Origin of the sequence: Pseudomonas sp. RIT-PI-q, from assembly GCF_001297125.1 — a bacterium.
Lineage (GTDB): Bacteria > Pseudomonadota > Gammaproteobacteria > Pseudomonadales > Pseudomonadaceae > Aquipseudomonas.
In genome coordinates, this window is the sequence record NZ_LHPC01000032.1 from 17,070 (window position 1) to 28,603 (window position 11,534).

Consider the following 11,534-nt stretch of genomic DNA (forward strand, 5'->3'; position numbering starts at 1 on the left):
TGGACGGCTATGAATAGAAAGTCGGGATCGGCAGGGACTGGTTCAGCGCCCAATCACCCAGTTCATGGAGTTTGTAATCCACCGGGTCGTGCAGGGTTTGTGTGCGCAGGTTGCGCCAGTGGCGGTCCAGTCGCAGGGAGGCGTGAGTCGAACGCGCACCGGTTACTTCGAACAACCGGCTACACAGTTCCAGGCCGTTGCGGGTGGCGGCGACCTTGGCCGTGGCAATGGCTGTTGCAAGGTGTCCACGTTCCTCGGCGCTGAGACTCGGACCTTTGGCCCAGGCCTTGTCGAGTAAATCGGCGGCACGTTCCACCAGCAGTCGAACACTTTCCAGGGCGACCCAGAATTCGCCGTAATGGCCGAGTACATAAGGGTCCTGGCTCACATCCTGAGCACTGGATTTATGCCACGGCCGGGTCTCGGTGAGGGTGTATTGGCGTGCCTCTTCGAAGGCGCCTTCGGCAATGCCGAGGAACATGTGCGTGAAGGTAAGCTGGGCGATCAATGGCCGCAGGCAGGCGAACGGTGTGCTGAGCGGGCCTGGATCCAGCAGCAGTTCAGATTCTTCGACCCGCACCCGTTCGAACGTGGCGCTGCCGCTGTCGGTCTGGCGCTGGCCCATGTTGTTCCAGTCGCCGTGCAGGGTAATGCCGCTGCGACCGCTGGGAATCGCCGCGATCAACAGCTTGCCGCCAGCGCTTTCGTCCACCGCCGAGGCTATCAGCATTTGCGAATCGCTGGCGCCGGAGCAGAAGCTTTTCTTGCCGGAAAACTCACGCCAGCCACCGAAGTCTTTGACCACGGTGCGGGTGTCCAGAGGATTGAGAGCGTTGCCCCAGAACCAGTTCTTGCGGGCTGTTTGTTCGAACCACGGCTGCCACTGCTCGGGGCGGGAGAACAGGCGCACGGTGGCGAGCATCAGGTGATGAAAACCGAACACATGCGCAATCGAGCTATCGACCTTGGCGAACTCGCGCACGATGTTGAGGGTGTCACTCCAACTGGCGCCGAGGCCGCCGAACTGGGTGGGAATGCTCAAGGCGAGCAGGCCGCTGTGGCGCAAGGCGTCACGTTCGGCCTTGGGCGTGCCGCCACGCTCGTCGCGCTCGACAGCGGTCAGGGCAAACTCGGCGGCCAACTGGCGGGCGGTTTGCAGCGGGGATATCAGGGCGCTTTGCGGTTTGGCCGTCACGCGAATTTCCTTTTATGTACGACGCCCCTTGTAGGAGCGAGGCTTGCCCGCGAAGAACGCTAACGCGGTCCGTTAGATGCACCGCGGTGCCTTCTTCGCGGGCAAGCCTCGCTCCTACAAGAGCTGCGTGGGTCAGGCCGTGGCTTTGGCGGGCAGCACATCATTGGCGATCATTTCGCCAAACGGCCCGGTGAGGTTGGTGACGCCGCGCCCGGCAAGGCTGGCGTACGGCTCGGGCAGCAGCGGGAACACCAGCTCGGCAAAACGATAAGCCTCTTCAAGGGGCGGGTAGCCGGAGAAGATGAAACTCTCGATCCCCAGGGCCGCGGATTCCTTGATCCGCGCGGCCACTTGCTGCGGATCACCGACCAGCGCTGTCCCGGCACCGCCGCGCACCAGGCCGACGCCGGCCCACAGGTTGGGCGCGATTTCCAGATTGTCGCGGCGCCCGTCATGCAAGGCCGCCATGCGTCGCTGGCCTTCGGAATCGAAACGCGAGAACGACTTTTGCGCCGCAGCGATGGTCTCGTCGCTGATGTGCTCGATCAGTTTGTCGGCAGCTTTCCACGCCTCTTCGGCGGTCTCGCGCACAATCACGTGCAAACGAATCCCGAACTTCACCGTGCGACCGTTGCGCGCCGCACGCTCGCGCACATCGGCGATTTTTTCCGCCACGGCGGCCGGTGGTTCGCCCCAGGTCAGGTAGACGTCGACCTGCTCGGCGGCGAGTTCGTGGGCCGCTTCCGAGGAACCGCCGAAGTACAACGGCGGATAGGGTTTTTGCACCGGCGGATACAGTGCCTTGGCGTTCTGCACTTGCAAGTGTTTGCCTTCGAAATCCACCGATTCACCTTGCAGCACCCGACGCCAGATCTGCAGGAATTCGTCGGTGACTTCGTAGCGCTCACTGTGATCAAGGAAGATCCCGTCGCCACGGTTTTCATCCGGGTCGCCGCCGGTCACTACGTTAATCAGCAAGCGGCCGTTGGACAGTCGATCCAGCGTGGCGGCCATGCGTGCCGAAACCGTCGGCGAGATGATTCCCGGCCGAATCGCCACCAGGTATTTCAGGCGTTCGGTCAACGGCACCAGGGCCGAAGCAATCACCCACGAGTCTTCGCAGGAACGCCCGGTGGGAATCAGCACGCCGTGGTAGCCAAGGCTGTCGGCGGCTTGCGCCACTTGTTTCAGATAGTTGAGCGTCACCGGGCGGGCGCCCTGGGTGGTGCCCAGGTAATGGCCGTCGCCGTGGGTGGGCAGAAACCAGAAAACATCCATGAAGAAATCCTTAAGCGATTTTCAGCAGATTTTTGGGGTGCGCGCCGAACAACGGCGCCGCGCGTTCTGCAGCAAGACGAATGCGGGCCTTCAAGGGCTCACTGGTTATTTGGTAATTGGAGAAATCGGCTTCGGTGGCATAGACGCCAATCGGCAAGGTCAGGGCCTGGAAGAAACTGAACAGCGGTCGCAACTGATGATCGAGCATCAGCGCATGACGCTCGCTGCCACCGGTGGCGGCCAACAGCACCGGGGTGTCGATCAGCGCATTGAGGTCGATCAGGTCGAACAGGTGCTTGAGCAGGCCCGGGTAGGAACCGCGATAAACCGGCGCGGCGACAATCAGCAGGTCGGCGTTTTCGATGGCTTGCAACTCGGCTTCGATATCGGCGCTCAGTTCCTGACGGGACAGGGCCGCGCCCAGTGGGCGGGCGATGTCACCCAGTTCAATCAGCTTGCTCTCGATCGGCAGTTGCTCGGCCAGTTGTGCCAGTAACGCTTGAGTCAGCACCAAGGTGCGGGACGGACGCCAGGTGCCGCCGGAGAGGGCAACGACTTTCAATGGACGCGACATGATCAGTTCCTTTTTAAACAGTTGCTCAGCGAGCAGTGAGTAGTCACAGGGCTTGAGCAAAAGCTGTACCAATCCATCGGAGCCCCGATTGGCGGGGCTTTCAGCGCGTTGACCGGTCAATGCTGTTTGATTCGCAGGGCTGTTTGTTGAATGGCTGTTGCCTGGCAAACAGTTGCCTGGGCAACAGTGGGTGAAGCGATGCAGTTGTTATAAAGGCTGTTTTATATTCCGTAAAATATCTTAAATTACTATTTATAGATCATTTAGAGATATACAGCCGACTGCCCGAGCAACGTTAGTCAAAGTTGATAGCCACTATCGAGAGCGTTGATTTCTGCTGATTGGATGCCCGGCGTAGCCTGTGTTCATTGCCTCGAACCAGATGCCAGGACGCCAACAATGAAATCTCTAATCGCCACTTTCCTGCTGCTCGCTGTCTCCGTTCTTGCCGGATGTGCCAGCCACGTTTCCCCCGAACTGCGGCCTTACACCGCTGAAGAAAGCAAGGAATTGGCGTTGGAAGCGCTGAATCGCCGCGGCTTGTCCTTTGACGAGTACCACGCGAAAAAAGCCGAATTGCTCGGCCAGCCACAAAAATCGTTCAGCTTCGACAATCACGGCGAGATGAACGCCGAGCGTGCTGTACAGCTGCACGGTCGCCCAAGCTGATCCAAAACTGTACCGCTGCAACTTTCACCCAACTGTCCGTGGGTTTCGTGCAAGGCGTGCGATAGGGTCAACACCTGACTGACCCTGATGGACTGCCGCTCATGACGCTCTCACTCGACCTGCTGCTGGGCTTCGCCCTGTTTGCCCTCGTCACCTCGATCACGCCGGGCCCAAACAACACCATGTTGCTGGCATCGGGCGTGAACTTCGGCTTTAACCGGACCATCCCCCACATGCTCGGCATCACCTGTGGCTTCTTCGTGCTGGTTGTGGCGGTGGGTTTCGGTCTGGGCGCCGTGTTTCAAACCTACCCTCTGCTCTATACCGTGCTGCGTTACGTCGGCGCGGCGTACTTGCTGTACCTGGCGTGGAAAATCGCCCATTCCGGACCGGTTTCCGACAGCGAAGCAGGCGAGAGCAAACCGATCAGTTACCTGGGCGCGGCAGCCTTTCAGTGGGTCAATCCCAAGGCCTGGATCATGGCGATCGGTGCCATCAGCACCTACACGCCGATGCAGGGTTACTTCACCAATGTGATCGTGATTGCCGCGGTCTTCGCCCTGATCAACCTGCCGAGCGTCAGCGTCTGGGCCGCCTGCGGCACACTGTTGCGCAACGTGTTGAAAGACCGCCGCTGGTTGCGCCTGTTCAACTGGGGCATGGCGGCGCTGCTGGTGGTTTCGCTGTACCCGTTGTTGCTCGAAAGCTTTAGCTGACGCATTGCTTCAACCGGTTGCCCGATGCCTGTTAAGCTCGACTTCAGGAGCGTTCCTACGCACTTTTAAATGAAGTTGTTCTTCTTTAACGGCCTCCGATCAGGTATTGCTGACGTGCTGATGATTCGGCGTCGCTCACGAGGCGGCGCTTTGATGTTTCCAGCAACGAGCTTCCTGATCCCGGAACATGCTCTGCGAGTCTTTTATGAATAAACGTCCGTTGTATTTCGACTACGCCGCCACCACGCCGGTGGATGAGCGAGTCATCAAGGTCATGGTCGAGTGTTTGGGTTTTACCGGCAACTTCGGCAACCCGGCGTCCAGCTCCCACGCGTTCGGCCAACAGGCCCGACTGTCGGTCGAGCAGGCGCGGCAGCAAGTGGCCGAACTGGTCGGTGCCCAGGCTGAGCAGATCGTCTGGACCTCCGGGGCCACCGAATCCAACAACCTTGCGCTCAAGGGCGTTGCCCAGGCGCGTGGCGTTGCGGGTGGCCACATCATCACCAGCCAGATTGAACACAAAGCGATTCTCGACACCGCGAAGCAATTGCAAGACGCTGGCGTTGCCGTGACCTATCTGGTGCCGGACGCCGAAGGTTTGATTACCCCGCAAGCGGTCAGCGAAGCCATGCGCGAGGACACCTTTCTGGTGTCGCTGATGCTGGTCAACAATGAACTGGGCACTGTCAACGACATCCCGGCCATCGGCCAGGTGGTGCGTGATCGTGACGCGTTGTTCCATGTCGACGCCGCCCAGGGTGCGGGCAAAGTGACGATCGACCTGGCCGAGTGGGCAGTGGACTTGATGTCATTTTCGGCGCACAAAATCTACGGTCCCAAAGGCATCGGCGCGTTGTATGTCGGCCCTCGCGCGCAACAACGCTTGCAGGCGCAGATACATGGCGGCGGTCATGAGGGCGGTTTGCGCTCTGGAACCCTGGCGACCCACCAGATTGCTGCAATGGGCGTAGCCTTCGCATTGGCGGCGTCTTTGTTCGATGAAGAAAAAGCCACGATCGTGCGTCTGCGTGAGCGCCTGCTTGAGCAGTTGCTGAGCATTCCCGGCGTGCGCCTCAATGGCAGCCCGACCCAGCGTATTCCTCATACCCTGAGCCTGACCTTCAATGAAGGCGAGTTCAATTCTGCGACGTTGAGCGCCTCGATCGCGTTTTCCGCGACCTCGGCCTGCAACTCCGCCAGCAATGCTCCGTCCCACGTGCTGCTGGCCCTGGGGCATGACGCCCGCTCGGCGAGTCGCACCATTCGCTTGAGCCTGGGACGTTTCACCACCGAGCAGGATATCGATCAAGCGGCACAACTGATTAAAGCGGCCTGCGCCAGTGCCCCGGCATTCTGGCAGTAGCGCAATGAAGCGCCGACCCGGATCGGCACTCAACAATAATGATGAAGTGATTAGCAGGAGACATGATGAGTACGCAGCCTTCGATCAATGGATCGGTGCCCCAACGCCTGGCGCAAACCCGCGAGCTGATGAGCCGGGAGGGCATTCATGCCCTGCTGGTGCCGTCGGCCGACCCGCATCTGTCGGAATACCTGCCGGGCTATTGGCAAGGGCGGCAATGGTTGTCGGGCTTCCATGGCTCGGTCGGCACGCTGATCGTGACGCCGGACTTTGCCGGCGGCTGGGCCGCCAGCCGTTATTGGGAACAAGCGACCAAGGGACTCAAGGGCAGCGGCATCGAACGGGGCAAGCTGCAACCGGGTCAACCGAGCCCGCTGGACTGGTTGGCCGAGCAAACGCCTGAAGGTGGCGTGGTCGCGGTGGATGGGGCGGTGATGGCGGTTGCCTCGGGGCGTACGCCGGGAGGCAAACTCGAAGAGCGCGGTGCCCGTCTGCGCACTGACATCGACCTGTTGAACGAAGTCTGGAGCGACCGTCCGACGCTGCCGAACGAGCCGATCTATCAGCACTTGCCGCCACAAGCGACGGTGAGCCGTGGCGACAAACTCGCCAAGCTGCGTGAGGTTCTGCAAGCGCGCGGTGCCGACTGGCATTTCATTGCCACCCTCGATGACATCGCCTGGCTGTTCAACCTGCGTGGCGGCGACGTGTCGTTCAACCCGGTGTTCGTTTCCTTTGCCTTGATCAGCCAACAGCAGGCCACCCTGTTCGTGGCCCTGAGCAAGGTCGATGCCGAGTTGCGTGCCATCCTCGAACAGGACGGCGTGACCCTGCGCGATTACAGCGAAGTGGCCGATGCCCTGCGCGCGGTGCCGAGCGGTGCGAGCCTGCAAGTCGATCCGGCGCGCGTCACCGCCGGTTTGCTGGATAACTTGAACAGTGGCGTGAAGCTGATCGAAGGCTTGAACCCGACGACATTGGCCAAGTCGCAAAAAAGCCTGGCCGACGCCGAGCACATTCGTCAGGCCATGGAGCAGGACGGCGCGGCGCTGTGCGAATTCTTCACCTGGCTGGACTCGGCGCTGGGGCATGAGCGCATCACCGAACTGACCATCGACGAACACCTGACGGCCGCGCGTACCCGACGTCCAGGTTATGTGTCGCTGAGTTTCAATACCATCGCCGCGTTCAACGCCAATGGCGCGATGCCGCACTACCACGCCACCGAAGAAGAACACGCGGTGATCGAGGGTGACGGTCTGTTGCTGATCGACTCCGGCGGCCAGTACCTGGGCGGCACGACCGATATCACGCGGATGGTGCCCGTCGGTACGCCGACGGATGAGCAGAAACGCGATTGCACGCGGGTGCTCAAAGGCGTGATTGCCTTGTCCCGCGCGCAGTTCCCGAAAGGCATTCTGTCGCCACTACTCGACTCGATTGCCCGCGCGCCGATCTGGGCCGAAAGCGTCGACTACGGTCACGGCACCGGTCATGGCGTCGGCTATTTCTTGAACGTGCACGAAGGTCCACAAGTCATCGCCTATCAGGCCGCCGCCGCACCTCAAACCGCGATGCAACCGGGCATGATCACCTCCATCGAGCCGGGTACTTATCGTCCGGGCCGCTGGGGTGTGCGGATCGAGAACCTGGTGTTAAACCGTGAGGCCGGCAAAAGCGAATTCGGTGAGTTCCTGAAGTTCGAAACCCTGACCCTGTGCCCGATCGACACCCGTTGCCTGGAACCGTCGCTGCTGACGCTGGACGAGAAACAGTGGTTCAACGCTTACCACGCCGAGGTGCGTGAGCGCTTGAGTCCGTTGCTGGACGGTGCAGCGCTCGAATGGTTGAACACCCGTACTACGGCTATCTAAATCGGTTGGAGTTCAGGCGCTGTTTCCAGCGCCTGACGGTCGGCGAGATTTAACTCAGGGCTTCAAGGACGAAGTCCAGTCGGTCCTGACCGAAGAACAGCTGATTATCGACAAACATGCTCGGTGCACCGAATACACCTCGTTGCACGGCTTTCTCGGTGTTGTCCTTGAGCGCGGCTTTGACTTCCTCGTCGGCGGTCAGCGCCATGACCTCATTTGGATCGAAACCGTTCTGCGTCAGCACTGCCGCAACGGTCGCCGGGTCATCAAGACTTCGGCCTTCAACCCAAAGGGCGTTGAACAGGCAATCGATGAACGCCTGAAAACGTTCCGGATGGCGCAACTGCATGCCCGTAGTGGCGCGCATCAGCATCAGGGTGTTGATCGGAAAGTGCGGGTTGAACTTCAGCGGCACCCCGTAGCGTTGGGCGTAGCGGTCCAGGTCCTGGAACATGTAGCGGCCCTTGGTCGGGATCATCGCTGGGGACGCGTTGCCAGTGGCTTTGAAGACGCCACCCAGTAGCATGGGAATGTAGATCAGCTGGCTGTCGGTCTGTGCGCAGATTTTCGGCAACTGGGTGTAAGCCAGGTAGGTGGCCGGGCTGCCAAGGTCGAAAAAGAACTCAACGGTTTTGCTCATGAACAATGCACTCTGCTTATTGTTATAGGGGAGGGCTTACCAGCGTTCGCTCCAGGGGCGCAGATCGAGCTCGAATGTCCACGCGTCGCGCGGCTGGCTGTGTAGATACCAATAGTTCTCGGCAATGTGTTCGGGATTGAGGATGCCGTCCTCATCCTTGGTCGCGTACTTTTCTGGAAAGCTTTCGCGGATAAAATCGGTATCGATGGCCCCATCGACGACCACATGGGCGACATGAATGTTCATCGGCCCCAGCTCGCGGGCCATGCTTTGTGCCAGTGCACGAATCCCGTGCTTGGCGCCGGCGAACGCCGCAAACCCTGCTGCACCACGCATACCGGCAGTGGCTCCGGTGAACACAATGGTGCCCCGCTGACGCTTGGCCATGCGCTTGGCCACTTCACGAGCGTTGAGGAACCCCGAGAAGCAGGCCATCTCCCAGATCTTGAAATATTTGCGGGCGGTTTCTTCGAGAATGCTGCACGGCACGTTGGCGCCGATGTTGAAGACGAACGCTTCAATAGGACCTATCTGGCTTTCAATCTGCTCGACCAGGGCAATCACGTCCTCTTCCTTGCGCGCATCGCAGGCAAAACCGTGTGCTTCACCGCCATTGGCCTTAATGGCGTCCACCAATGGCTGGAGTTTGTCTGCGCTGCGGCGGGTGGCGCAGGCGATAAAACCTTCCTGCGCCAAACGCTTGGCAATAGCGCCGCCCGTGGCATCCCCCGCGCCGACAACCAGTACGACCTTCTTGTTATTCATAGGTAGACCCCTTTGCTAAACGATCGTTAACTAAACGAACGTTATGCTACGATTCAGCAGGCGTCAAGGCGATCAATCCTGAGGGCAAGACAATGCGTTACTCGGCCAATCACAAGCTTGAAACCAAAGAGAAACTGTTGGAAAGCAGTGCGGTATCAGCCAAGAAGTCCGGCTTTTCCACGGTGGGTGTCGACGGATTGATGAAGGCAATCGGCTTGAGTGGCGGGGCTTTCTACAGTCACTTTTCGTCGAAAGACGAGCTGTTCGCCTCAATCGTCGAGCGTGAGTTGGGGCAAAGCCTGGCGCGATTGGGAGGTGATCAGGATCGCGAGCGGCTTGAGCGCTGCCTGAAACATTATCTGACTATGGCCCATGTCGAGCACCCGGAATCGGGCTGTGCTTTGCCGGCATTGGGGGCCGAAATTGCCCGTTCAGACGTGATCATTCGTCAGCAGGCGGAAACCTGGATTTGTCGGCTTCAGGAGAGTTGGGCACGAGTTCTGGAAAGCGACAGCCTGGCGTGGGCGAGTCTGTCGCAGTGCATCGGTGCGTTGGTGGTGGCGCGTATGCTGGCTACGCCAGACATCCAGCGCACCGTATTGAAGTCCAGTTACGATGAGATTGGCCGCCAGATCGCAAGTCCACGAACCTGACAAGGCGGCATCAATCTATTTGCAGATGACGATCATGCTGCGGCTGGTGTAACCGGCAGGGTTGAGGCCAAACGGATAATCGCCTGGTTCTTCCACCGTGTCCCCTGACTTGGCGATCACCTTGTACCCCTTGGGGGCGCAAGAGTTGGCAGCGCTGGTGTAGCACTTGTCCCAGGAAGACGATAGCCCGGAACAGTTGATATGAAGCCCCTTCTTGCCCCGTTTGACATGAGTTTCCGAAGTCGCCGCGCAGCCCGCAACTGCAAGTGCGGCGATCAGTATCAAAATTCGTTTCATTGCTGTCCTTATAGCGTTCCCGGATCTGGCGCCCGGGTCTGGCTGTATTCGCTTTCGTTTGAAGCGTTCTGATATCCCAGCCCTGAAAAGTCCATGTCTGACACTGGGTTACGGCCTAAACATGGCCTAATTGAGCGGCAAATACCAGACCCGCGTCAAATCCTGTTTCAATCCGCCGCGACTGCGGGCTTGGCGGTGCTCCCCATGGTCATGGTCGCGCCGACGGACGCCAGGATGATGCACATGATGGCCATCCACTGTGACAGTGAGAGGTATTCCTGGAGGAACAGTAGGCCGGACAGTGCGCCAATTGCCGGTTCAATGCTCATCAGTGTGCCGAAAGTGCGGGTCGGCATTCGGGTCAGGGCAACCATCTCCAGTGTGTAGGGGATTGCTGTAGAGAGAAGGGCGACGCAGATGGCTACGGGGATCAGTGCTGGTGTCAGCAGCGCGGCACCAGCATGGGCAATGCCGAAAGGGGTTACGAACAGGGCGGCAATCATCACCCCCAGCGCTGCGGTTTGCACACCGTTGTCAGCGCCGGCCTTTTGGCCGAACAGAATGTACAACGCCCAGCAGACCCCGGCGCCCAAGGCATAGCCCGCACCTGCCAAATCAATACCCGCGGTTGCTTCTCCTGTCGGTATTAACAGTAGCAAACCAACGCTGGCCAAGGCGATCCACAAAAAATCGATCGCGCGACGTGAAGCATAGATCGCAACCGCCAGTGGGCCGGTGAATTCCAGCGCTACTGCGATCCCCAGGGGGACGGTGCGCAAGGACATATAGAAGAGCAAGTTCATGCCGCCCAACGCCATGCCGTAGACAATGACTGTCCTCAGGGACTTTGCGGTGAGCGTCGCCCGCCATGGGCGCAGTAGCAGCACCATGATGATGCTGGCGAAAATCAGCCGCAGGGTGGTTGTCCCCTGAGCGCCGATGACAGGGAACATGCTTTTGGCCAGAGAGGCTCCTGACTGGATCGACGCCATGGCTACTATTAGCAGGCCAACCGAGAACAGGGTTGAGGCAAGGCTGCGAGGCTGGTCATTCATTGCGTGGCATCGTCCGAAGTAGGAAGCGAGAGTATTGCTCTATGTGTTGGGCAATATACTGCGCAATCGTTGCTGGCGCGTCTATATATAAGCAGTGATTTTGAGCGGCTGATAGAAAAGTGTAATTAAGGGTTGACGGCAGATTCTGGACGTCTATAATTCGCCCCACTTCCGGCGCAGTCGAAACGGAAAACTCCTTGATAAACAAAGAGTTACGCAGTTTTCGGCAGCAGGTTGCTTCAGTTCATCGAAGCCTGGAAGGAGTTGTTAAGGTAGTGTGTTTTCGCCTTATCAACGATTCGATCTTCTCGGTCGAAAGCAGCGGAAAAGAGGTGTTGACAGCAGCGAGTAACGCTGTAGAATTCGCCTCCCGCTAACGAGAGATCGGAAGCGCAAGTGGTTGAAGTTGCAAAGGAAACTTTGAAAACTTCGAAAAATAACCGCTTGACAGATAC

At 59.2% G+C, this 11,534-nt stretch carries 12 protein-coding genes and 1 pseudogene; 5 read left to right on the top strand and 8 right to left on the bottom strand.

What is annotated here, in order from left to right:
* Positions 1–7: 7 nt before the first annotated feature.
* From AEQ67_RS17465 to msuE, 3 genes are all read right to left on the bottom strand, one after another.
* A complete protein-coding gene (locus tag AEQ67_RS17465; RefSeq protein ID WP_059405086.1) occupies positions 8–1,195 on the bottom strand; it encodes an acyl-CoA dehydrogenase family protein in 1,188 nt (395 codons plus the stop codon).
* A 132-nt stretch (positions 1,196–1,327) separates the two neighbouring features.
* The gene (gene ssuD / locus AEQ67_RS17470) at positions 1,328–2,473 is read right to left on the bottom strand and encodes an FMNH2-dependent alkanesulfonate monooxygenase (protein ID WP_059405087.1); all 1,146 of its coding nucleotides are present in this window, start codon (positions 2,471–2,473) and stop codon (positions 1,328–1,330) included.
* Between the two features lie 10 nt (positions 2,474–2,483).
* Positions 2,484–3,047 carry an FMN reductase gene (gene msuE, locus AEQ67_RS17475; RefSeq protein ID WP_059405097.1) on the bottom strand — a complete coding sequence of 188 codons (564 nt, stop codon included), beginning with the start codon at positions 3,045–3,047 and terminating at the stop codon, positions 2,484–2,486.
* A gap of 399 nt (positions 3,048–3,446) precedes the next feature.
* Here msuE and AEQ67_RS17480 point away from each other — a divergent pair, with 399 nt between their 5' ends.
* The 4 genes from AEQ67_RS17480 (at position 3,447) to AEQ67_RS17495 (ending at position 7,669) form a co-directional block, all read left to right on the top strand.
* Positions 3,447–3,716 carry a hypothetical protein gene (locus AEQ67_RS17480; protein WP_059405088.1) on the top strand — a complete coding sequence of 90 codons (270 nt, stop codon included), beginning with the start codon at positions 3,447–3,449 and terminating at the stop codon, positions 3,714–3,716.
* 101 nt (positions 3,717–3,817) lie between these two features.
* On the top strand, positions 3,818–4,432 hold the full coding sequence (locus tag AEQ67_RS17485; protein WP_059405089.1) for a LysE family translocator: 615 nt from the start codon (positions 3,818–3,820) through the stop codon (positions 4,430–4,432).
* Positions 4,433–4,637: 205 nt separating this feature from the next.
* The gene (locus AEQ67_RS17490; RefSeq protein WP_059405090.1) at positions 4,638–5,795 is read left to right on the top strand and encodes a cysteine desulfurase family protein; all 1,158 of its coding nucleotides are present in this window, start codon (positions 4,638–4,640) and stop codon (positions 5,793–5,795) included.
* 65 nt (positions 5,796–5,860) lie between these two features.
* Positions 5,861–7,669, top strand: a complete 1,809-nt coding sequence (locus tag AEQ67_RS17495; RefSeq protein WP_059405091.1) for an aminopeptidase P family protein — start codon at positions 5,861–5,863, stop codon at positions 7,667–7,669.
* A gap of 49 nt (positions 7,670–7,718) precedes the next feature.
* On the opposite strand, the gene AEQ67_RS17500 is transcribed toward AEQ67_RS17495, so the two are convergent.
* Positions 7,719–8,309 (bottom strand): 2-hydroxychromene-2-carboxylate isomerase, encoded by a 591-nt coding sequence (locus AEQ67_RS17500; RefSeq protein ID WP_059405092.1) that lies wholly within the window; start codon positions 8,307–8,309, stop codon positions 7,719–7,721.
* A 36-nt stretch (positions 8,310–8,345) separates the two neighbouring features.
* Positions 8,346–9,074, bottom strand: coding sequence for an SDR family oxidoreductase (locus tag AEQ67_RS17505; RefSeq protein WP_059405093.1), 729 nt, complete (start codon positions 9,072–9,074; stop codon positions 8,346–8,348).
* 92 nt (positions 9,075–9,166) lie between these two features.
* Here AEQ67_RS17505 and AEQ67_RS17510 point away from each other — a divergent pair, with 92 nt between their 5' ends.
* A complete protein-coding gene (locus AEQ67_RS17510) occupies positions 9,167–9,727 on the top strand; it encodes a TetR/AcrR family transcriptional regulator (RefSeq protein ID WP_059405094.1) in 561 nt (186 codons plus the stop codon).
* 15 nt (positions 9,728–9,742) lie between these two features.
* Here AEQ67_RS17510 and AEQ67_RS17515 read toward each other — a convergent pair whose 3' ends face one another.
* The 3 genes and pseudogenes from AEQ67_RS17515 to AEQ67_RS36210 form a co-directional block, all read right to left on the bottom strand.
* Positions 9,743–10,024, bottom strand: a complete 282-nt coding sequence (locus tag AEQ67_RS17515; RefSeq protein ID WP_059405095.1) for a hypothetical protein — start codon at positions 10,022–10,024, stop codon at positions 9,743–9,745.
* Positions 10,025–10,191: 167 nt separating this feature from the next.
* Positions 10,192–11,079, bottom strand: coding sequence for a threonine/homoserine exporter RhtA (gene rhtA, locus AEQ67_RS17520; RefSeq protein WP_059405096.1), 888 nt, complete (start codon positions 11,077–11,079; stop codon positions 10,192–10,194).
* A gap of 239 nt (positions 11,080–11,318) precedes the next feature.
* Positions 11,319–11,534, bottom strand: a pseudogene (locus AEQ67_RS36210) (hypothetical protein); the annotation flags it as partial.

Coding starts and splice junctions, on each gene's coding strand:
- ssuD (WP_059405087.1), bottom strand. CDS start 2,473: ATGGATGTTTTCTGGTTTCTGCCCACCCACGGCGACGGCCATTACCTG.
- msuE (WP_059405097.1), bottom strand. CDS start 3,047: ATGTCGCGTCCATTGAAAGTCGTTGCCCTCTCCGGCGGCACCTGGCGT.
- AEQ67_RS17480 (WP_059405088.1), top strand. CDS start 3,447: ATGAAATCTCTAATCGCCACTTTCCTGCTGCTCGCTGTCTCCGTTCTT.
- AEQ67_RS17485 (WP_059405089.1), top strand. CDS start 3,818: ATGACGCTCTCACTCGACCTGCTGCTGGGCTTCGCCCTGTTTGCCCTC.
- AEQ67_RS17490 (WP_059405090.1), top strand. CDS start 4,638: ATGAATAAACGTCCGTTGTATTTCGACTACGCCGCCACCACGCCGGTG.
- AEQ67_RS17495 (WP_059405091.1), top strand. CDS start 5,861: ATGAGTACGCAGCCTTCGATCAATGGATCGGTGCCCCAACGCCTGGCG.
- AEQ67_RS17500 (WP_059405092.1), bottom strand. CDS start 8,309: ATGAGCAAAACCGTTGAGTTCTTTTTCGACCTTGGCAGCCCGGCCACC.
- AEQ67_RS17505 (WP_059405093.1), bottom strand. CDS start 9,074: ATGAATAACAAGAAGGTCGTACTGGTTGTCGGCGCGGGGGATGCCACG.
- AEQ67_RS17510 (WP_059405094.1), top strand. CDS start 9,167: ATGCGTTACTCGGCCAATCACAAGCTTGAAACCAAAGAGAAACTGTTG.
- AEQ67_RS17515 (WP_059405095.1), bottom strand. CDS start 10,024: ATGAAACGAATTTTGATACTGATCGCCGCACTTGCAGTTGCGGGCTGC.
- rhtA (WP_059405096.1), bottom strand. CDS start 11,079: ATGAATGACCAGCCTCGCAGCCTTGCCTCAACCCTGTTCTCGGTTGGC.